The organism is Streptomyces sp. NBC_01257 (assembly GCF_035917255.1).
In the GTDB taxonomy this organism is placed as follows: Bacteria; Actinomycetota; Actinomycetes; order Streptomycetales; family Streptomycetaceae; genus Streptomyces.
In genome coordinates this window covers 2,711,513-2,733,165 of the sequence record NZ_CP108472.1, presented here as the reverse complement: position 1 = coordinate 2,733,165, position 21,653 = coordinate 2,711,513, and the positions used below count along the sequence as shown (strand labels likewise).

General features: G+C 71.6%; 13 protein-coding genes. 9 read left to right on the top strand and 4 right to left on the bottom strand.

Going from position 1 to position 21,653, the window contains the following annotated elements; genetic code table 11:
* The first annotated feature begins 351 nt into the window (after positions 1–351).
* The 9 genes from OG408_RS11520 to OG408_RS11480 all read left to right on the top strand — a co-directional run bounded on the left by OG408_RS11520 (position 352) and on the right by OG408_RS11480 (position 16,751).
* Positions 352–1,629: an extracellular solute-binding protein gene (locus tag OG408_RS11520; RefSeq protein WP_266777996.1), complete on the top strand. Its 1,278-nt coding sequence runs from the start codon at positions 352–354 to the stop codon at positions 1,627–1,629.
* A gap of 21 nt (positions 1,630–1,650) precedes the next feature.
* Positions 1,651–2,667 (top strand): carbohydrate ABC transporter permease, encoded by a 1,017-nt coding sequence (locus OG408_RS11515; RefSeq protein WP_266777994.1) that lies wholly within the window; start codon positions 1,651–1,653, stop codon positions 2,665–2,667.
* Entirely contained in the window at positions 2,664–3,545 is an 882-nt protein-coding gene (locus OG408_RS11510) for a sugar ABC transporter permease (protein ID WP_266777992.1), read from the top strand. The genes OG408_RS11515 and OG408_RS11510 overlap by 4 nt, the downstream gene beginning before the upstream one ends.
* 102 nt (positions 3,546–3,647) lie before the next feature.
* The gene (locus tag OG408_RS11505) at positions 3,648–5,375 is read left to right on the top strand and encodes a glycoside hydrolase family 13 protein (protein WP_326669689.1); all 1,728 of its coding nucleotides are present in this window, start codon (positions 3,648–3,650) and stop codon (positions 5,373–5,375) included.
* A complete protein-coding gene (locus tag OG408_RS11500; protein ID WP_266777988.1) occupies positions 5,360–6,418 on the top strand; it encodes a LacI family DNA-binding transcriptional regulator in 1,059 nt (352 codons plus the stop codon). Before OG408_RS11505 ends, OG408_RS11500 begins: the two co-directional genes overlap by 16 nt.
* A gap of 497 nt (positions 6,419–6,915) precedes the next feature.
* Entirely contained in the window at positions 6,916–8,637 is a 1,722-nt protein-coding gene (locus OG408_RS11495; protein WP_285565184.1) for a carbohydrate-binding module family 20 domain-containing protein, read from the top strand.
* A gap of 81 nt (positions 8,638–8,718) precedes the next feature.
* Complete coding sequence (gene pulA, locus OG408_RS11490) at positions 8,719–14,043, top strand: pullulanase-type alpha-1,6-glucosidase (RefSeq protein ID WP_326669686.1); 5,325 nt, start codon at positions 8,719–8,721, stop codon at positions 14,041–14,043.
* A 192-nt stretch (positions 14,044–14,235) separates the two neighbouring features.
* The gene (locus OG408_RS11485; protein ID WP_326669684.1) at positions 14,236–16,269 is read left to right on the top strand and encodes an ATP-binding protein; all 2,034 of its coding nucleotides are present in this window, start codon (positions 14,236–14,238) and stop codon (positions 16,267–16,269) included.
* A gap of 131 nt (positions 16,270–16,400) precedes the next feature.
* On the top strand, positions 16,401–16,751 hold the full coding sequence (locus tag OG408_RS11480; protein WP_326669682.1) for a 5-carboxymethyl-2-hydroxymuconate Delta-isomerase: 351 nt from the start codon (positions 16,401–16,403) through the stop codon (positions 16,749–16,751).
* Between the two features lie 21 nt (positions 16,752–16,772).
* Here the strand turns inward: OG408_RS11480 and OG408_RS11475 are convergent, their stop codons facing one another.
* The 4 genes from OG408_RS11475 to OG408_RS11460 form a co-directional block, all read right to left on the bottom strand.
* Positions 16,773–17,495: a TetR/AcrR family transcriptional regulator gene (locus tag OG408_RS11475; protein ID WP_285565181.1), complete on the bottom strand. Its 723-nt coding sequence runs from the start codon at positions 17,493–17,495 to the stop codon at positions 16,773–16,775.
* A 37-nt stretch (positions 17,496–17,532) separates the two neighbouring features.
* Positions 17,533–18,627, bottom strand: coding sequence for a PDR/VanB family oxidoreductase (locus OG408_RS11470; protein WP_285565180.1), 1,095 nt, complete (start codon positions 18,625–18,627; stop codon positions 17,533–17,535).
* A gap of 2 nt (positions 18,628–18,629) precedes the next feature.
* Positions 18,630–19,535, bottom strand: coding sequence for a metal-dependent hydrolase (locus tag OG408_RS11465; protein WP_266777974.1), 906 nt, complete (start codon positions 19,533–19,535; stop codon positions 18,630–18,632).
* Between the two features lie 99 nt (positions 19,536–19,634).
* A complete protein-coding gene (locus OG408_RS11460) occupies positions 19,635–21,581 on the bottom strand; it encodes a hypothetical protein (RefSeq protein WP_326669679.1) in 1,947 nt (648 codons plus the stop codon).
* Between the last annotated feature and the right edge of the window lie 72 nt (positions 21,582–21,653).

The following is a 21,653-nucleotide window of genomic DNA, read 5'->3' as shown; positions in this document are numbered from 1 at the left end:
TGCCCACCATGCACAGGATTCGGGCGGGGGTGCCCGGGTGCGGCCCCGGCCGGGCGGCCGGAGGGGGCGGCCTTCACCACCCCGCAGCAACAACTTGCAAGGTCTTGCGAGGCGGATCCGTGGGCCGCGGTCGGATCGTCACACTGCGGAATCATGGGTGGTGGCCTGCTATTGCCAGGGTGTGGGGGCTCCCGTCAAGAGGCTTGACGGCAACCGTGAGGACACGCGAATGTAACGATCGCCGGAGCTTGCAGAAATCTTCCGCAAACTCTTTCGGCCGTCTTTCATCCTTGTTACGTTCACGTCGACCCGGCGCCGCGACGGAGCGGTACGGCAGTTGAAGGAGTTCAGATGCGACGTGGCATAACGGCCACCGCCCTGGTCGCGGCCCTGGCGCTCGCGGCGACCGCCTGCGGCAGCGACGACGACAGTTCCAACGGCACCTCCAAGGGCTCGGGCGAGCTCTCCGGCACCGTCACCTGGTGGGACACCTCCACGGCGGGCAGCGAGGACAAGGTCTTCAAGAAGATCGCCGAGGGCTTCGAGAAGGAGCACCCGAAGGTCGACGTCAAGTACGTCAACGTCCCCTTCGGTGATGCGCAGAACAAGTTCAAGAACGCCGCCCAGTCCGGCTCCGGCGCCCCCGACGTGATCCGCTCCGAGGTCGCCTGGACGCCCGAGTTCGCGGACCTGGGATACCTGGCCCCGCTCGACGGAACCGCCGCGCTCGTGAAGCAGGACGACTTCCTGAAGCAGGCCGCCGCGTCCACCAAGTACGACGGCAAGACGTACGCGGTGCCGCAGGTCATCGACTCCATGGGCATCTTCTACAACAAGAAGATCTTCAAGGAGGCCGGCGTCGAGGTCCCGAAGTCGATCGACGAGCTGAAGACCGTCTCCAAGAAGATCAAGGACAAGACCGGCAAGACCGGTCTGTACCTGCGCGGCGACGACGCGTACTGGTTCCTGTCCTTCCTGTACGGCGAGGGCGGCGACATGGTCGACGCCTCCAACAAGTCCGTCACCATCGACAACGCGGCCGGCGTCAAGGCCATGAAGGTCGTCAAGGACCTCGTCGACTCCGGCACCGCCAAGACCGACGCGACGGACGGCTGGGAGAACATGCAGTCGTCCTTCAAGGACGGCGACGTGGCGATGATGATCAACGGCCCGTGGGCCGTCGCCGACACGTACGCCGGCAAGGAGTTCAAGGACAAGGCCAACCTGGGCGTCGCCCCGGTCCCGGCCGGCTCCGCCGCGCAGGGCGCCCCGCAGGGCGGTCACAACCTGGCCGTCTACGCCGGTTCCAAGAACCTCGACGCCTCCTACGCCTTCGTCGACTACATGACCTCCGTCAAGACCCAGGCCCAGGTCACCAAGGAGCTCAACCTCCTGCCGACCCGTACCTCGGCCTACGCCGAGGAGGCCGTGGTCGACAACGAGATCGTCGGCTTCTTCAAGCCGGTCGTCGAGTCCGCCGTCGAGCGTCCCTGGATCCCGGAGACCGGCAGCCTCTTCGCCCCGCTCGTCACCGAGTACACCAAGGTCCTCACCGGCCAGACCTCCCCGGAGAAGGCCGTCAAGACGACCGGCGACTCCTACCGCAAGCTCCTCAAGGGCTGGAAGTAACCCAGGAAGGCAGGCCGGCTGATGGCTGTCCACACCAGCCAGTCGGTGGCGAAGGCCGCGGGCGACGACGTCGCCCGCGGCCGGAGCCGCGGTACTGGCAACCCCCCGCCGCCGAGCAGGCTCCGGCGGGCTCTGTCGACGCACTGGTACGCCTGGACGATGGTGGCCCCGGTCGTCGTCGTGATCGGCGTGATCATCGGGTACCCGCTGGTCCGCGGCATCTACCTGTCGCTGACGGACGCCAACGAGCGCAACGTCGCGCGGTCCATCGGTGTCAACCACATGCCCGCCACGTACGAGTTCGTGGGGCTGGACAACTACACCGCCGCGCTCACCGGTGACCAGTTCCTCGGCACGCTCGGGTGGACCCTGGTGTGGACGGTCTCCTGCGTGGCCATCACCTTCGCCCTCGGCATGGCGCTCGCGAACATCCTCAACCGCAGGATCGCCGGCCGCTCCGCCTACCGGATGGCCCTCATCCTGCCCTGGGCCATCCCCGGCTTCGTCTCCGTCTTCGCCTGGCGCTTCCTCTACAACGAGGACCGCGGGCTGCTCAACAAGATCCTCTCCGGCGGCGGTTTCGACGGCATCGCCTGGCTCGACGATCCCACCTGGGCGAAGATCTCCGTCATCGCCGTCAACGTGTGGCTCGGTGTGCCGTTCATGATGGTCGCCCTCCTCGGCGGGCTCCAGTCCATACCCAGCGAGCACTACGAGGCCGCCGAGATGGACGGCGCCACCGCCTGGCAGCGCTTCCGTCACATCACGCTGCCCGGACTGCGGCCCGTCTCCACGACGGTGATCCTGCTCTCCACCATCTGGACCTTCAACATGTTCCCGGTGATCTACCTGCTGACCCGCGGCGGACCCGGCGAGGCCACCCAGATCCTGGTCACCCAGGCGTACAAGTTCTCCTTCGAGATCAGCCCGCGCGACTTCGCGCAGTCCTCCACCTGGGGCGTGCTGATCCTCGTACTCCTGCTGCTCTTCGCCACCGTGTACCGGCGAGTCCTCCGCACCCAGGGAGACGACTGGTGACCACCACCGCACCCACCCCCGCCGCGCGGCACTCCGCGCCCAAGGTCCGGCGGCGCGGCGAGCGTTCACCGCTGGCCTCCACCGCACTGCACCTGACGCTGATCGTCGCGTCCGTGATCGCGGTCTTCCCCGTGCTCTGGGTCCTGCTCACCTCGCTGAAGCCCGCCGCGTTCGCGACCACCACGGACTTCTTCAAAGAGACGACGTTCGAGAACTACACGAACCTGCTCCAGAACACGAAGTTCCTGACCTGGTTCGGCAACTCGGTGGTCGTCGCCGGTCTCACGACCCTGATCGGCGTGATCGTCTCCGCCTCCACCGGCTACGCGGTCAGCCGCTTCCGCTTCCCCGGCAAGCGCGGACTGATGTGGACGCTGCTGATCACCCAGATGTTCCCGGTCGCCGTCCTCATCGTGCCGATCTACAACATCATGGCGGGCATGGGGCTGCTCAACAAGCCCGCCGGTCTGGTCATCACCTACCTCACCATCTCGGTGCCGTTCTGCGCCTGGATGATGAAGGGCTTCTTCGACACCATCCCGCGCGAGATCGACGAGTCCGGCCAGGTCGACGGCCTCACCCCGTTCGGCACGTTCTGGCGGCTCATCCTGCCGCTGGCCAAGCCGGGCCTCGCCGTCACCGCGTTCTACTCCTTCATCACCGCCTGGGGCGAGGTGGCGTACGCCTCCGCCTTCATGGTGGGCGAGGACAACCTCACGCTCGCGGGCGGACTGCAGCTGTTCGTCAACCAGTACGGGGCGCAGTGGGGTCCGATGACCGCCGCGTCCGTGCTCATCGCGATACCCGCGGCCCTGGTCTTCCTGTTCGCGCAGAAGCACCTCGTCACCGGCATGTCCGCCGGAGCCGTCAAGGGCTGACGGCCACCCGCAGCAGCACGACCCGCACGCACCAGTCACGGTGGCGCCGGCATCCCGACCCGGTCCCGGCGCCACTCCCCACCCAGACACCCCAGGGACGACATGACCCAGCACCTCGCTGCCCCCTCCACCGGCACGTCCGACGGCGCCCCGGGCCACCGCACCGGCTGGTGGCAGGACGCGGTGATCTACCAGGTCTATCCGCGCAGCTTCGCCGACGGCAACGGCGACGGCATGGGCGATCTCGCAGGCGTCACCGCCCGGCTCCCGTACCTCAAGGACCTCGGCGTCGACGCGGTGTGGCTCAGCCCCTTCTACGCCTCCCCGCAGGCCGACGCGGGCTACGACGTCGCCGACTACCGGGCCATCGACCCGATGTTCGGCACCCTGCTGGACGCCGACGCCCTGATCAGGGACGCCCACGACCTGGGCCTGCGGATCATCGTCGACCTGGTGCCCAACCACTCGTCCGACCAGCACGAGTGGTTCAAGCGCGCGCTCACCGAGGGCCCCGGCTCCGCCCTGCGCGAGCGCTACCACTTCCGCCCCGGCAAGGGCGCCGACGGCGAACTCCCGCCCAACGACTGGGAGTCCATCTTCGGCGGACCGGCCTGGACCCGGACCACCGACCCGGACGGCACCCCCGGCGAGTGGTACCTCCACCTCTTCGCGCCCGAGCAGCCCGACTTCAACTGGGAACACCCCGCCGTCGCCGACGAGTTCCGCTCGATCCTGCGCTTCTGGCTCGACATGGGCGTCGACGGCTTCCGCGTCGACGTCGCCCACGGCCTGGTCAAGGCCGAGGGGCTCCCGGACCTGGGCACGCACGACCAGCTGAAGCTGCTCGGGAACGACGTCATGCCGTTCTTCGACCAGGACGGTGTGCACGAGATCTACCGCAGCTGGCGCACCATCCTCGACGAGTACCCCGATGCGATGGGGCCCGAAGGGCCTTCGTCAGAGGGGCGGCGGCGGGCGACGGGCGGGCGGATCGCGGTCGCCGAGGCCTGGACCCCGACCGTCGAGCGCACCGCCAACTACGTGCGCCCCGACGAGATGCACCAGGCCTTCAACTTCCAGTACCTGGCGACCGCCTGGGACGCCGCCGAGCTGCGCACCGTCATCGACACCTCGCTGAACGCCATGCGTCCGGTCGGCGCCCCCACCACCTGGGTGCTCTCCAACCATGACGTCACCCGGCACGCCACCCGGTTCGCCAACCCGCCCGGCCTCGGCACCCAGATCCGGACCGCGGGCGACCGCGAACTGGGCCTGCGCCGGGCCCGTGCGGCCAGCCTGCTGATGCTGGCGCTGCCCGGCTCCGCCTACGTCTACCAGGGCGAGGAGCTCGGCCTGCCCGACGTCACCGACCTGCCCGACGAGGCCCGCCAGGACCCTTCGTTCTTCCGGGCCGAGGGCCAGGACGGCTTCCGCGACGGCTGCCGGGTGCCGATCCCGTGGACCCGCGAGGGCAGCAGCCACGGCTTCGGCGACGGCGGCAGCTGGCTGCCGCAGCCCGCCGGCTGGGGCGAGCTCAGCATCGAGGCGCAGACCGGCGAGGCCGGCTCCACCCTGGAGCTGTACCGTGCCGCGCTCGCCGCCCGCCGGGTGCACCCCGGGCTCGGCGCCGGCACCGCGGTGGAGTGGCTCGACGCCCCCGAGGGCGTACTGGTCTTCGCCCGCCCCGGCTTCGTCTGCACCGTGAACACGACGGGCGCCCCGGTCCGCGTCCCCGTACGCGGCAGCGTCCTGCTGTCCAGCACCCCGGTCCACACCGACGGTGCCGAGGCCGAGCTGCCCGCCGACACCACGGTGTGGTGGACGGTGTGACCGTCCCCCCGCCCAGGGCCGGCACCGCGCTGAGGCTCTCGGACATCGCCGGGCAGGCCTCGGTCAGCGAGGCGACCGTCAGCCGGGTGCTCAACGGCAAGCCGGGCGTCGCGGACACCACGCGTCAGCGGGTGCTCGCGGCGCTCGACATCCTGGGCTACGAACGTCCCGTACGACTGCGGCAGCGCAGCGCCGGGCTGATCGGACTGGTGACGCCCGAGCTCACCAACCCGATCTTCCCGGCGTTCGCGCAGTCCGTGGAGCAGGTCCTGGCCGGGCACGGCTACACGCCGGTGCTCTGCACCCAGCTGCCCGGCGGCGCCACCGAGGACGAGCTCGTCGAGCAGCTCGTCGAACGCGGCGTCGGCGGCATCGTGTTCCTCTCCGGACTGCACGCCGACACCTCGGCCGACCCGGCGCGCTACGCCGCGCTGACCGACCGCGGCGTGCCGTTCGTCCTGATCAACGGCTACAACGAGCGGATCAGCGCCCCGTTCGTCTCGCCCGATGACAACGCTGCCGTACGGATGGCCGTGGGCCACCTCGCCGAACTCGGTCACCGCCGGGTGGGCCTGGCCATCGGACCGCAGCGCTACGTGCCCTCCCGCCGCAAGCGGGACGGGTTCGTGGACGCCGCGGTCTCGCTGCTGGGCCTCGACCGGAGCGAGGCCGAACTCCTGGTGTGCTCGACGCTGTTCAGCGTCGAGGGCGGCCAGGTGGCGGCCGGCGCGCTGCTCGACCAGGGGTGCACGGGCATCGTCTGCGGCAGCGACCTGATGGCGCTGGGCGTGGTGCGGGCCGCCCGGGACCGCGGACTCGACGTCCCGCGCGACGTGTCCGTGGTCGGCTTCGACGACTCGCAGCTCATCGCGTTCACCGACCCGCCGCTGACCACGGTCCGCCAGCCCGTCCAGGCGATGGCGGCGGCCGCGGTGGGCGCCCTGCTGGAGGAGATCGGCGGGAGTCCCGTGCAGCGCACGGAGTACGTCTTCCAGCCGGAGCTGGTGGTACGGGGGTCCACGGCGGCTCTGCGCAGCGCCTGAGGCGTACCCGCGGGGGAGCGGGAGAGGGAAGAACGGCGAGGTCCTGGGTCCGGAGGGGGGATCCGGGGCCTCGCCGTGCGTGCGGGCGCCCCCGGACCGGGCCCGGGCGTGCAGGAGGGGCACCGGGAGTCGACCCGGACGGGTCGGCGGGGAGTGTGACCCCCAGGTGCCCCTCTTGTACGTGACCGGCCCGGCCGGCCGGGCGCGTGGGGCCCGAGGCATCGGGACCCCCGGCCGACCGGACCGGAGTCGGGAGAAACGTAACAGCGCTGCAATGTCTTGCGTAAGGCCTTGCAGGAAGAAATCTGCGGTATTTCGCGGATGTGAGCAGCTCATGTCCAAAGGGTTGACCGGGACTCGGCGGGCTCGTACGGTCTCCCCGCGGCAAGTTTTGCATTCTTGCAGCAAGAACATTCAGGAGCCTTGAGGGCAGGGCGCGTTGCCGTGAGAGGCCTCGTCACCGTCACCCGCATTTCCCCCACCGCAGGAGGAAAGACATGGCACGCAGACCCCTGTCTGCAGCGCTCGCGCTGATAGCGGGCGCCGCCGCCCTCGTGGTCCCCGCCACGAACGCGCAGGCCTCCGCTCCGGGTTCCAAGGACGTCACCGCCGTGCTCTTCGAGTGGAAGTTCGACTCGGTGGCCAAGGCGTGCACCGACTCCCTCGGCCCGGCCGGCTACGGCTTCGTACAGGTCTCCCCGCCGCAGGAGCACATCCAGGGCGGCCAGTGGTGGACCTCGTACCAGCCGGTCAGCTACAGGATCGCCGGACGGCTCGGCGACCGCACCTCGTTCGCGAACATGGTCAGCACCTGCCACAGCGCGGGCGTCAAGGTCGTGGCCGACTCGGTCATCAACCACATGTCGGCCGGTTCCGGCACGGGCACGGGCGGGTCCTCGTACAGCAAGTACGACTACCCCGGCCTGTACTCGGTCAACGACATGAACGACTGCCAGTCGCAGATCAACAACTACGGCGACCGCGCCAACGTCCAGAACTGCGAACTCGTCGGCCTCGCCGACCTGGACACCGGTGAGGACTACGTCCGCGGAAAGATCGCCGGATACCTCAACGACCTGCTCTCGCTCGGCGTCGACGGATTCCGCATCGACGCGGCCAAGCACATCCCCGCCGGTGACCTCGCCAACATCAAGTCCCGGCTGAGCAACTCCGGGGTCTACTGGAAGCAGGAGGCGATCTACGGCGGTGGCGAGGCCGTCTCGCCCGACGAGTACGCCGGCACCGGCGACGTCCAGGAGTTCCGCTACGCCCGCAGCCTCAAGCAGGTCTTCAAGAACGAGAACCTCGCCAACCTGAAGAACTTCGGCGAGGGCTGGGGCTTCATGTCCTCCTCGAAGGCCGCGGTGTTCGTCGACAACCACGACACCGAGCGCAACGGCGAGACGCTGAACTACAAGGACGGCGCCGACTACACGCTCGCCAGCGTGTTCATGCTGGCCTGGCCCTACGGCTCGCCCGACGTCCACTCCGGCTACGAGTGGTCCGACAAGGACGCCGGTCCGCCCGGCGGCGGCACGGTGAACGCCTGTTACAGCGACGGCTGGAAGTGCCAGCACGCCTGGCGCGAGATCGCCTCCATGGTCGGCCTCCGCAACACCGCCCGCGGTGAGGCCGTCACCAACTGGTGGGACAACGGCGGCGACCAGATCGCCTTCGGCCGCGGTTCCAAGGCGTACGTCGCGATCAACCACGAGGGCTCCTCGCTGACCCGTACGTTCCAGACCTCGCTGCCCGCCGGCGACTACTGCGACATCCAGTCCGGCAACGGCGTCACGGTCAACGGCTCCGGCCAGTTCACCGCCACGCTCGGCGCCAACACCGCCCTCGCCCTCCAGACGGGCGCCCGCACCTGCACCGGCGGCGGCACCGGACCGACGGACCCGACCGACCCCGGTACGGGCACGTCCGGCGCCTCGTTCGGCGTCAACGCCACCACCCAGCCCGGCCAGAACATCTACGTCACCGGCAACCAGTCCGCCCTCGGCAACTGGAACCCGGCGTCCGCACCGAAGCTCGACCCGGCCACGTACCCCGTCTGGAAGCTCGACGTGAGCCTGCCCGCCGGTACGACGTTCGAGTACAAGTACGTCCGCAAGGACGCGAACGGCAACGTCACCTGGGAGAGCGGAGCCAACCGCACGGCCACCGTGCCGGCCTCCGGCAAGGTCGCCCTGACCGCGGATGTCTGGCGCGGCTGACCCCCTCGGCGCCACCCACCGGACGGGCCCTCACCGGCCCGTCCGGCCCCGTACCCGCACACCCCTTCGAGGAGAGCCCGAGTGATACGTCCGTCCCCGCGCGTGCCCGCGAGAAGAACGGCCGTCGCCGTCGTCGCGGCCGCCCTGTGCGCGGCCCTCGTGCCCGCGCTGCCCGCCGCCGCGGCCAGGCCGCCCGCCGCGCCGTCGGACGCGAAGCTGGCAGCCACGCCCGACCGCCACGACCTGACCCGCGAGCAGTTCTACTTCGTCATGCCCGACCGGTTCGCCAACGGCGACACCGGCAACGACAGGGGCGGGCTGACCGGCTCGCGGCTGGAGACCGGGTACGACCCCACCGACAAGGGGTTCTACCAGGGCGGCGACCTCAAGGGGATGACCAGCCGCCTCGACTACATCAAGGGGCTCGGCACCACCGCCATCTGGCTCGCCCCGATCTTCAGGAACCGCCCCGTCCAGGGCACCGGCAAGGACGCGTCGGCCGGCTACCACGGCTACTGGATCACCGACTTCACCCAGGTCGACCCGCACTTCGGGACCAACGCCGACCTGACGAAGCTGATCGACCAGGCCCACCGCAAGGGCATGAAGGTCTTCTTCGACGTCATCACCAACCACACCGCCGACACCGTCGACTACGCCGAGAAGACCTACGGCTACAAGCCCAAGGGTGCCTACCCGTACCTCGACCGGAACGGCCGGCCCTTCGACGACGCCGCCGGCATGGCGAAGACGGACGCCGACTCCTTCCCGTACAAGCCGGTCACGACCGGCGGCAAGACGCCGTCCTGGCTCAACGACCCGACGATGTACCACAACCGCGGCGACTCGACCTATGCCGGCGAGTCCACCACGTACGGCGACTTCTCCGGGCTCGACGACCTGTGGACCGAGCGTCCCGAGGTCGTCTCCGGCATGGAGAAGATCTACGAGAAGTGGGTCCGCGACTTCGACATCGACGGCTTCCGGATCGACACCGTCAAGCACGTCGACATGGACTTCTGGACCCAGTGGGCGACCGCGCTCGACACCTACGCGGCCAAGCACGGCCGCGAGGACTTCTTCATGTTCGGCGAGGTCTACTCCGCCGACACCGCGATCACGTCCCCCTACGTCACCCAGGGGCGGCTGGACGCGACGCTCGACTTCCCCTTCCAGGAAGCGGCCCGCCAGTACGCCTCGCAGGGCGCCCCGGCCCCGAAGCTCGCCGCCGTCTTCGGCGACGACTACCGGTACACCACCGACAAGGCCAACGCCTACGAGCAGGTGACCTTCCTCGGCAACCACGACATGGGCCGCATCGGGACCTTCCTCAAGCAGGACAACCCGAAGGCCGACGACGCGGAGCTGGTCAAGCGCGCCGAGCTCGCCAACGAGCTGATGTTCCTCAGCCGCGGCAACCCCGTCGTCTACTACGGCGACGAGCAGGGCTTCACCGGCGCGGGCGGCGACAAGGACGCCCGCCAGACGATGTTCGCCTCGAAGACCGAGGACTACCTCGACGACGACGAGCTGGGCACCGACCGCACGCACGCCTCCGACGCGTACGACACAAGTCACCCGCTCTACCGGTCCATCGCCGCGCTCTCCGAGCTGACCGCGAAGAACCCGGCGCTGCGCGACGGCGTCCAGACCGAGCGCTACGCCGAGGGCTCCGTCTACGCCTTCTCCCGTACGGACCCCGAGCGCGGCAACGAGTACGTCGTCGCCACCAACAACGGCACCGCGGCGAGGACCGTCGAGCTGTCCACCGAATCCGCCGGAATGAACTTCCGTACGCTGTACGGCGGTTCCGGCACGGTCCGTAGCGGCGCCGACAAGAAGATCACCGTCACCGTGCCGGCTCTGTCCAGCATCGTGCTGCGCGCCGAGAAGCAGCTGGGCGGCCCCGTGGCCAAGCCCTCCCTCACGCTGAAGGCGCCGGCCGCCGGAGCCACCGGCACCGTCGAGATCAGTGCCGACGTGGACGGCGGCTCCCTCAACCGGGTCGTCTTCGCCGCCCAGACCGGCAACGGCAGGTGGACCACGCTCGGCACCGCCGACCACGCCCCGTACAAGGTCACCCAGACCATCGGTGACACCGTCGCCGCCGGCACACCGCTGCGCTACAAGGCCGTCGTCGTCGACCGCACCGGACGCACCGCGAGCGCGCTCGCCGCGTCGGCCGCCGGACAGGCCCCCGCCCCGGCGAAGCCCGTCGCCGTCGAACGCGACTACGCAGTCGTCCACTACAAGCGCGCCGACGGCGACTACGACGGCTGGCAGGCCAGGTCCGGCGACACCACCGCCGCCTTCACCGGGCGGGACGCCTACGGCGCCTTCGCCTGGATCAAGGTGCCGGAGGGCGCTTCCTCGGTTCCGTACACCGTCGAGAAGGCCGGTACGGCAGACGGAGCGGAGCGCATTGTCGACCTCGCGAAGACCGGACAGGTCTGGATCGAACAGGGCAAGGACGGCCAGGCCGACACCGCCCCCGACGGCGCCTACCCCGCACCCGACACCACCAAGGCCGTCCTGCACTACTACCGGGCCGACGGCGACTACGACGGCTGGGGCCTGCACACCTGGACCGGCGCCAAGGAACCGACCGACTGGTCCAAGCCGCTCCAGCCGGTGAAGAAGGACGCCTCCGGCGTCACCTTCGAGGTCCCGCTCGCCGACGGGGCCACCTCGCTCAGCTACATCCTGCACCGCGGTGACGAGAAGGACCTGCCCAGCGACCAGTCACTCGACATCGCGAGCTACGGCCACGAGGTCTGGATGCTCGGCGGCACGGCCGGCTATCTGCTCCCGCAGACCGGCGGAGTCCCCACCCCCGACCTCACCAAGGCCGAGGCGCAGTGGATCGACTCCGACACCGTCGTCTGGAAGGTGAAGGCCACCGACGCCACCAGCCAGCAGCTCGTCTACGCATCGGACGGCGGGATCTCCGTCGTCGACGGCGCACTCTCCGACGAGGGCCAGTGGCTGCGGCTCACCCCCTCCGCACTGACCGACGCGCAGAAGGCGAAGTACCCGCACCTCAAGGACTACCCCGCCTTCACCGTCGACGCCCGTGACCGGGACAGGGTCCGCGAGGCCCTGCGCGGCCAGCTGATCGCCACCCAGCGCGCCGCCAACGGCGCCCTGCTCGCCGCCACCGGCGTCCAGAGCGCCGGCGTGCTCGACGACCTCTACGGGACGAAGGCGGCCGGCGCCTCCCTCGGCCCGGTCTTCCGGCACGGCACCCCCACCCTGTCCGTCTGGGCGCCCACCGCCCGCACCGTCTCCCTGGAACTCGACGGGAGGACCGTCCCGATGCGGCGCGACGACCGCACCGGCGTCTGGTCCGTCACCGGGAAGAAGAGCTGGAACGGCAAGCCCTACCGGTACGTCGTGGACGTCTTCGCGCCCACCGTCCAGAAGCTCGTCACCAACAAGGTCACCGACCCCTACTCCACCGCCCTGACCACCGACTCCGCCCGGAGCCTCGTGGTCGACCTCGACGACGGCAGGCTCGCGCCCAGGGGCTGGGACGGGCTGCGCAAGCCCGCCGCCGTGCCGCTGCGCGACGCACAGATCCAGGAACTCCAGATCCGCGACTTCTCCGTCGCGGACCCCACCTCCAAGCACCCCGGTGAGTACCTGGCCTTCACCGACACCCGCTCCGACGGGATGAAGCACCTCAAGGAGCTCGCCGACTCCGGCACCAACTACGTCCACCTGCTGCCCGCCTTCGACATCGGCACCATCCCCGAGAAGAAGAAGGACCAGCAGAAGCCCGCCTGTGACCTGTCCGTCTACGCCCCCGACTCCGAGGAGCAGCAGGCCTGCGTGGCGAAGGCCGCCGCGAAGGACGCCTTCAACTGGGGCTACGACCCGCTGCACTACACCGTCCCCGAGGGCTCCTACGCCTCCGACCCCGACGGCACCCAGCGCACCGTCGAGTTCCGGCAGATGGTGCAGGGGCTGAACGGCGCCGGGCTGCGGACCGTCATGGACGTCGTCTACAACCACACCGTCGCCTCCGGCCAGGACGGCAAGTCCGTCCTCGACCGGATCGTGCCCGGCTACTACCAGCGGCTCCTGGAGGACGGCACGGTCGCCACCTCCACCTGCTGTGCCAACACCGCGCCCGAGAACACCATGATGGGCAAGCTCGTCGTCGACTCCATCGTCACCTGGGCCAAGGAGTACAAGGTCGACGGCTTCCGCTTCGACCTGATGGGCCACCACCCCAAGGCCAACATCCTGGCCGTCCGCAAGGCACTCGACGCGCTGACCGTCGCCAGGGACGGCGTCGACGGGAAGAAGATCATCCTGTACGGGGAGGGCTGGAACTTCGGAGAGATCGCCGACGACGCCCGCTTCGTCCAGGCCACGCAGAAGAACATGGCCGGCACCGGCATCGCCACCTTCTCCGACCGGGCCCGCGACGCCGTGCGCGGCGGCTCCCCGTTCGACGAGGACCCCGGCGTGCAGGGCTTCGCCTCCGGCCTCTACACCGACCCCAACACCTCCACCCACAACGGCACCGAGGCCGAGCAGAAGGCCCGGCTGCTCCACTACCAGGACCTGATCAAGGTCGGACTCACCGGCAACCTCGCCGACTACACCTTCACCGACACCACCGGCGCCACGGTCAAGGGCTCGGGCGTCGACTACAACGGAGCCCCGGCCGGATACGCCGCCGCCCCCGGTGACGCCCTCGCCTACTCCGACGCCCACGACAACGAGACGCTGTACGACACCCTCGCCTTCAAGCTCCCGGCGGGCACCTCGGCAGCCGACCGGGCCCGCATGCAGGTCCTGGCCATGGCGACGGCCACCCTCTCCCAGGGCCCCTCGCTCTCCCAGGCCGGCACGGACCTGCTGCGCTCCAAGTCCCTGGACCGCAACTCCTTCGACAGCGGCGACTGGTTCAACGCCCTGCACTGGGACTGCCGCGCGGGCAACGGCTTCGGCCGCGGACTGCCGCCCGCAGCCGACAACCAGGCCAAGTGGCCCTACGCCAGGCCGCTGCTGGCCAACGCCGCGATCAGCCCCGGCTGCGCACAGATCGACGGCGCTTCGGCCGCGTACCGGGACCTGCTCACCATCCGCGCCACGGAGAAGGACTTCGGCCTCTCCACCGCCGGCCAGGTGCAGTCCACCCTCTCCTTCCCGCTCTCCGGCAAGGACGAGACCCCGGGCGTGATCACCATGCGGCTCGGCAGGCTGGTCGTCGTCCTCAACGCCGCCCCCGGAGCCACCACCCAGAAGGTCGCCGCCCTGGCCGGGAAGAACTACGCCCTGCACCCCGTCCAGGCGGCGGGCGCGGATCTTACCGTCAAGAAGTCGACGTACGAGAGGAGTTCGGGAAGCTTCACCGTTCCGGGACGGACGGTGGCAGTGTTCTCGCTGCGCTGACCCGCAACGGGACTACCGTAGGGGCAGCCGCCGGGGAGAGCCGCAGCACCACCCTCCCGGGCGCGCCCTCCCACTCCACCCGGCCGGTCCCGGCCCCCCGCCCCGTACGCACCCCGCGTCGGCCGTCGCCGGCGGGTGCCGTACGGGGCACGGGGGCCGGGGCCGGCCTCCACCTGTTCAGCGACGGTGACGATGTTGAGCAACATCCCCGAGGAGACCACCAGCTTCGTCGGACGGGAGGCGGAGCTCGACCGGATCGAACACGCCCTCGCCACGAGCCGGCTGACCACCCTCACCGGCACCGGCGGGGTCGGCAAGACCCGGCTGGCCGTCCGCGCGGCCGGGCGCGCGGACGCCGGATACCGCGACGGCGTCCGCTGGGCCGACCTCGCCCCCCTCCACGGAGACGAACTGCTCCTCGCCACCGTCTCCGACGCCGTCGGCCTCAGCGACCACACCCTGCGGATGCCCATCGACGTGCTGTGCGAATGGCTCGCCGACAAACACCTCCTGCTCGTCCTGGACTCCTGCGAACATCTGCGCCCCGCCTGCGCGCACCTCCTCGGGGAGATCCTCACCACCTCGCCGGGACTCACCGTCCTCGTCACCAGCCGGCAGCCCCTGGACATGAAGGGCGAACAGCTCGTCGAGGTGGAGCCGCTGCCCGTGGAGGGCACCGCCGACGCCCTCGCCCTGTTCCGGGACCGTGCCGAGGCCGCCGCCCCCGGCACCCTCGACGAACCCGGCACCGTCACGGCCGCCGCCGAGATCTGCCGCCGCCTCGAAGGCATCCCCCTCGCCATCGAGCTCGCCGCCGCGGCCGTCGGGCGCCGCAGCGCCGAGGAGATCGCCACCCGGCTCGGCTCGCGCCTCGACATGTTCGCCGACGCCACGCTCCGGCCGCCGCGCCACCGCACCCTGCGCACCACCATCGGCTGGTCCCACGAACTGTGCACCCCGAAGGAACGGCTGCTCTGGGCCCGGCTCGTCGTGCTGCGCGGCGACTTCGACGCCGACACGGCCGTCGCCGTCTGCACCGGGGGACCGCTCACCGCCGACGGCGTACGGACAGCGCTGCGCGGGCTGGTCGCCAAGTCGGTCGTCGCCCACGACGGCGTACGCCACCGCATGCTGGACACCCTGCGCGAGTACGGCCGGATGTGGCTCGCCGAACTCGGCGAGGAGCGCGCGGCCGCCGACCGGCACGCGGCCTGCTTCCTCCAGCTGGCCCGCAACGCCCACGCGGGCTGGACCGGCGACGACCAGATCCTCTGGTACCACCGCATCGCCGAGTCGCACGCCGACCTGTGCGCCGCCCTGGACCACCTCCTCGCCCACGACACCTCCGCGGCTCAGGAGATGGCCGGCCGGATCGGCTTCTTCTGGTGCTGCTGCGGCCACCTCCCGCAGACCCGCGGCTACGCGCAGCGTGCCCTGGACGCCGGACCGGCCGCCGGCCCCCACCGCACCCGCGTCCTGTGGGTGCTCGGCATCTGCGTGATGCTCCAGGGCGACTACCCGGCCGCCGAGCGGATCGGCGAGGAGTGCGTCCGGGCCGCCGCCGACGACGGGACCGACGAAGGCATCCTGGCCGCCGCCTATCTGCGCGGGCTCACCCATCTGATGACCGGCGAGCCGGACAAGGGGCTGCACGAGGTCGACCGGGTGCTGGGCACCACCGGGGCCGGCACCCCGCTCGAATCCGCCTACCGGCTGCGCTGCCACCTGATCACCGTCTTCGCCCTCACCGGACTGGGCCGGCTGGACGAGGCGGCCGAGGCGGCCGTCGTCCTGCGCGCTGCCTGCGAGGCCAAGGACGAGTGCTGGACGCTCAGTTACGTCGACTACCAGCTCGCCCTGATCGCCCTGCTCCAGGACCGTGCCGAGGCGGCCGCCGCGCACGCCCGGTCGATGCTCACGGGCAAGCACCGGCTCCGCGACAGCTTCGGCATCGCGCTCGGCCTGGACCTCCTGGCGGCCGCAATCGCCGCCCAGGGCGAGGGTGCCCACGCCGCCCGGGTGTACGGCACCGGGCAGGTCTACTGGCGGATGGTCGGCCACCCCCAGCGCGGCACCCCGGAGCTGGGCCCGCTGCGCGAGGCCTGCGAACGCCAGGCACGCGCGGCCATCGGCGACGCCGCGTACCGGCGCGCCTTCGAACGGGGCCGAGCCGACAGCGCGGAGGCGGGCCTCGCCCTCGCCCTCCACGGCGAACTTCTCGCCTGAGGGCTGTCCCGCCATTCCGTGCGCCCGCCAGGGATTGCGGGACAGCCCCTGGTGAATCCCGCTTGTGCGTGTTCCCCCGTGCGGGAAGGGTGGGGGCCACCAAGCCTTCCACGCCTGTTCAGGAGCCCGCCATGCCGCAGATCACCGTCGACTACTCCGCCGAGCTCGACGACACCTTCGACCGTCCCGGCTTCGCGGGCGCGCTGCACCCGCTGATCGCCGAGACCGTCACCACCAAGATCGCCGCCTGCAAGACCCGCTTCCGCCGGGTCGAGGAGACGGTGGTCGCGGACGCCCCCGCCGGCGACGCGATCGTGCACGTCGACATCGCGCTGCTGCCCGGCCGCACCCCCGAGATCCGGGCGCAGCTCACCGAGTCCGTGGTGGAGCTGCTGGCCGCGCACATCCGGCCGGCCGACGGGCTGACGCTCCACCTCTCGGCCGAGACCCGCGACCTCAACCCGTCCTACCGCAAGAACTGAGACCCGGGGGAGGGCGCCGCGCTACCGCAGCCGCTGCGGGGGCACGGCCGGCACGGCGGGTGCCAGCGAGGAGAGCCGCGTCAGCAGCTCTCCGAACGGCCCGTCGGCCGGCTCCTGCGCGAGGACCCGCAGCACGACACCGGCCATCTCCTCGTTGTACGCGGCGCTCACCGCGGCCAGCGCCGCGAAGTCGTGGACGAGCTGCATCTCCAGCTCGGCCCGCGGGATGCGCCGCCCGTCCAGCCAGATCAGCGCCGTCGACTCGGCGAGCGAGACCCAGGACCTGACCACCAGCTCCAGCCGGGCCGGGGGTTCCTCGACACCGAGGTGGGCCAGGATCTGTTCGCAGGCCGCCTGGCGCACTCCGTCGATCATCGCGTTCGCCGTCGAGGAGCCCACCGCGGGTCCGCCCCGCATCAGCGCGGCGAAGCCGGGCCCGTGGTCGTCGACGAAGTCGAAGAACCGCTGCATCACCCGCAACAGCCGTGCGCCCAGCGGGCCTTCGCGGGGTTCCAGGAACCGGGCCGCCAACTCGTCGGCGGCCCGGCGCAGCGCGGCCTCGTACAGGCTCTGCTTGCCCGGGAAGTAGTGGTAGACCAGCGGCCGGGAGATCCCGGCGGCGGCGGCGATCTCGTCGATCGACACCTCGTCCGGGGACCGGTGACTGAACAACTCCAGCGCGACACCGATCAGCTGCTGTCTGCGCTCCTCGACGCCCATCCTGCGCCGCACCCCGGTCGTCATGTGGAACAGGGTACCGACCGGCAGGTCCGGCGTCCGTCTAGAGGTCCAGCACCAGCCGCTCGCCCCGGCACCGTGACACGCAGATCAGCATCGCGTCGCGCCGCTCCGCGTCCGACAGGAGATCGTCACGGTGCTCGATGTCGCCCTCCAGGACGCGCTGTTGGCACGTACCGCAGAAGCCCTGTTCGCAGGAGTACGCCACATGCGGAAGCTCCGCGCGCACCGCGGCGAGCACCGACTGGCCGGCCGCGACCGGGACCGTGCGGCCCGAGCGGCGCAGCTCCACCTCGAAGGGCGGCGAACCCGCCGCGTCCGGGCCCGTCGCGGCGAACCGCTCCAGGTGCAGGGTGCGGCCGGGCGGCAGCGCCGCGGCGACCGCGTCCATCAGGGGCTCCGGACCGCAGCAGTGGACCGCCGTGCCCTCGGCCGTGTCCGCGAGGGCCGCCGCGATGTCGGGGTGGCCCGCCTCGTCCTGCGGGACGACCGTGACCCGGCCGCCGTCGGCGCCCAGCTTCTCGATCTCCGCCAGGAACGGCATGGTCGCCCGGCTGCGGCCCCCGTACAGCAGCCGCCAGTCGGCGCCGGAAGCGGCGAGAGCGTGCAGCATCGGCAGGATCGGGGTGATGCCGATCCCGCCCGCGACGAGGAGGTACGCGGGGGCGTCGGCCAGCGGGAAACGGTTGCGCGGGCCGCGCACCTCGACCTCCTGGCCCTCGTGGAGCAGGGCGTGCACCTCGCGGGAGCCGCCGCGGCCGTCCTCGGCCAGCCGGGTCGCCACCGTGTACGCGCCGGTGTCGGCCGGGTCGCCGCACAGCGAGTACTGACGGACCAGACCGGACGGCAGCACCAGGTCCAGATGCGCGCCCGGCTGCCAGGACGGCAGGTCCGGGCCCTCCAGACGGAGCCGCACGACACCGTCCGCGGGCTCGGTCCGCTCGGTGACCAGCAGCCGCCGTCCGGTGGTGGAACGGCGTTGCGCATGGCCGGAGACGGGCTCGTCGAGCGCGGGCAGCGGCCACAGCGGGGACGCCTCGATGCGCCGGCGCATCGCCCGCCTGGCGAGCAGCGCGGCACCGGCCACCACGACGACGGTACGCAGCCGGGGGAGGGGGAGAGGGAGGGAACGCGGCATGGTCAACGGGCTTCCGTCGTACGGGCCTCGGCCGCGACCGCGGCGGGCGAACGGGCGAGATAGTCGACGGCCTGCGCCGTGCTGCCCTCCTGCGAGGGGTGGTAACCGCGGCTCAGGTAGCGCGGGATGGACCGCAGCATCGACGGGGTGCTGGGCAGGGTGCCGCGGCGGCCGCTGCGGTAGAACTGCCCGAAGGACGCCTTGCCGTCCAGCAGGCTCGGGTCGTTCTCCATGAAGAACCGGGCGCCGCGCTGCCAGAGGAAGGCCAGCGCGGAGAACGCCGTCGCCCAGGTTCGCACCCGCCGCCGGTAACCGCCGTCGACGTGCATGAACACGTCGAAGGCGACCGAGCGGTGCTCGACCTCCTCCGCGCCGTGCCAGCGCAGCAGGTCCAGCATGGTGGGATCGGCGCCCCGCCGGTCCAGTGCGTCGGCGTTCAGGATCCAGTCGCCGAGGAACGCGGTGTAGTGCTCGATCGCCGCGATCGTCGCCACCCGTTCCATCAGCCACCACTTGCGCGCCCTGCCGGGCGGCAGCGTCCGGTCGCCGAGCAGCTTCTCGAAGAACCAGTCGATCTGCGCGGTGTACGGCGTCGGGTCGAGCCCGAGCTCCCGCAGGTGCGGCAGCACGTCGTCGTGGGCCTGGGAGTGCATCGCCTCCTGCCCGATGAACCCGATGACGTCCTGGCGCAGTTGCTCGTCGTGGATGTACGGGAGCACCTGGCGGTAGACGTGGATGAACCAGCGTTCCCCCGCCGGGAGCAGCAGATGGAGCACGTTGATGGTGTGCGTGGTGAACGGGTCGCCGGGCACCCAGTGCAGGGGCGTCCTGTCCCAGGCGAAGGAGACCCGGCGGGCCTTGAGCGGGGTCCACTCCGACGCGACCGCCGCTGGCTGCGTGTTAGACATGTTGTCAATGTACTGAGGGGTAAGCCCGGGGAACAGGGGCGTGCGCCGAAAATCCCGGACGACTCCCCGGCCGCCCCCGCGGCATCCGCTCGGCCGCGTTCAGTGCAGCGCCCCGACCCGGCTGCCGTCCGCCAGCCGCCCGTTCAGCTGCGCCCGGTCGCCCGCCCGGGCCGGCACCGCGAGCAGCCGCCCCCGCGCGCGGCCCGCCACCCCGCCCGAGGTGGTCAGGGAGGTGAACTGACGGCTGCCCGCCGCGAGTACGTACCACCGGCCGCCGTGCGACTTCCACAGCACGCCCGCCAGCACCCGGGGCGTACGCGCCCCGCACGCCGGGGAGTCCTCGGCGCGCGCCGCGACCGCCCCGGGCGGCCTGCTGCCGGGCGGCCGCGCGGACGGGGCCTGGAACTGGGCGAGGACCCGGCTCCCGGTGCCCCGCCAGGTCTCCGCCCGGGTGCACAGCCACTGGGCCGCACCACCGCCCTCGGGCAGCGACTGCGTCGCGTACGTCCAGGAGTTGACCGTCCGCACACCGTGCGAGCGCACCGCCTTCAGCAGGCAGGCGGTCCGCGCCCAGCTCTCGTGCTCCGCGTGCCCCGAGACGTCGTGCGGTGTCGCCGGCGGGCCCGAGGTCAGCCGGGCCGGGGCGAGTTCGCCGAGATCCGTCACCAGCCGCACCGCCGTGGCGTCGGACAGTTCGAGTGCCTTCCAGGACCGGCAGCCGGAGCCGGCCGCCGGGTCCGCCAGCGGGCCGGTCACCCCGTCGGGGGAGCGGTGCAGCGCGTGCGGCGCCCGCTGCGGCGCGAGCAGATCCCGGACCCGCACCTGCCGCACCCAGGGAGCCGTCAGATAGCGGACCCCGTCCCGGGCCCGGTCCACGACCAGGGCGCCCGCCGAGGTGACGTCCGCCCCGTCGACCCGGGCGAAGTCGAGGGCCGCCCCCTCCGCGGGATCGGCGTTGCGCGCCTCCGCGTACCGCACGACGCGCAGCCCGTCGTGGAACAGCACGACCGCCGAAGCCCCGACCTCGCCCGCGTACAGCAGCTGCGGCGCCCCCATCGGCGGTCCCACCGGGGTCCGCGGCGTCGCCGACGTCCGCACACCGCCGCCGGGCCGCGCCCACACCGTCAGCGCCCGCCGCAGCAGCCGGGTGTCCTCGGTGCGGTCGCCCCGGGTGGGCCAGGCGGTGAAGTCGGTGCGCGGCGAACGCTCCCAGAACGTCGCCGGCACCACCCGCAGCGCTGCCGGGTCCAGGGCCTGTTCGGCGGCCGGGTTGAGTGCGTAGGGCGGGGCGGTCAGGCTGCCGCGGCCCAGGCCGTCGCCGGGCAGACCCAGCAGCGCCCCGCACACGAACAGCGCTGCGACGGCGGCCAGCGCCGCGCGGGCGTATCTGCGGCGGCGCGGCAGATCCGGCGGCCGGGCCTGCAACGAGCACGGGTCGAACCCGGGCGAGCCCAGCAGCGCGTACGGCGCCTGCACCCCGTCCGCCTCCGTCAGCGCCGCATGCGGATCGGCCACCCCCGCATCCGCCAGCTCCCGCCGGACCTCCCCGTCCGCCAGCCCCTCCAGACCCCGCAGCACGAACGCGGCACGCCCCGCACCGCTCAGCTCCGAAAGCCGTTCCTCCAGGGCGATTTCATCGGCACCGCCCGAGTGCGGGAACAGCCGGAGACCCCACACCAGCGGAAGGAGGGGCGGCAACTGGGCACGGTGCGGCCGGGCCCGCAGACGTAACGGCCGCCCTGCGGCCAGCGCGCCGCGCAGTACCTGCAACCGGACGTATGCGTAGCCGGGATCGGCCACCGCAGCGCGTCCGGGACGGCGGGGCGGCGGGACGGCGCCGGCGTCCGGGAGCCCGGCCCGGCGGGCCGCCTGGAGCGACCGCTGCGCCAGGGCGTGGGCGGCCAGGACGCGCCGGCCGCGGCTCGGCGCCTGCGGCAGGACCAGATAGCCGAGCCGGACCAGCCGCGGGTAGTGCTCGACCAGCGCGGCCCCGTGCTCCGCATCGACCGGGGCGACGGCTGACGGTACCTCTGGCAGTGGGCGCACATTCAGCAGAACGAGCGAATCGTGCGATGGTCACTCCGGGGAGTGCCGACGGCCTGCCCCGCCCGGGGCGAT

Coding starts and splice junctions, on each gene's coding strand:
- OG408_RS11470 (WP_285565180.1), bottom strand. CDS start 18,627: ATGCCGCGTTCCCTCCCTCTCCCCCTCCCCCGGCTGCGTACCGTCGTC.
- OG408_RS11515 (WP_266777994.1), top strand. CDS start 1,651: ATGGCTGTCCACACCAGCCAGTCGGTGGCGAAGGCCGCGGGCGACGAC.
- OG408_RS11485 (WP_326669684.1), top strand. CDS start 14,236: ATGTTGAGCAACATCCCCGAGGAGACCACCAGCTTCGTCGGACGGGAG.
- OG408_RS11505 (WP_326669689.1), top strand. CDS start 3,648: ATGACCCAGCACCTCGCTGCCCCCTCCACCGGCACGTCCGACGGCGCC.
- OG408_RS11475 (WP_285565181.1), bottom strand. CDS start 17,495: ATGACGACCGGGGTGCGGCGCAGGATGGGCGTCGAGGAGCGCAGACAG.
- OG408_RS11495 (WP_285565184.1), top strand. CDS start 6,916: ATGGCACGCAGACCCCTGTCTGCAGCGCTCGCGCTGATAGCGGGCGCC.
- OG408_RS11480 (WP_326669682.1), top strand. CDS start 16,401: ATGCCGCAGATCACCGTCGACTACTCCGCCGAGCTCGACGACACCTTC.
- OG408_RS11520 (WP_266777996.1), top strand. CDS start 352: ATGCGACGTGGCATAACGGCCACCGCCCTGGTCGCGGCCCTGGCGCTC.
- OG408_RS11465 (WP_266777974.1), bottom strand. CDS start 19,535: ATGTCTAACACGCAGCCAGCGGCGGTCGCGTCGGAGTGGACCCCGCTC.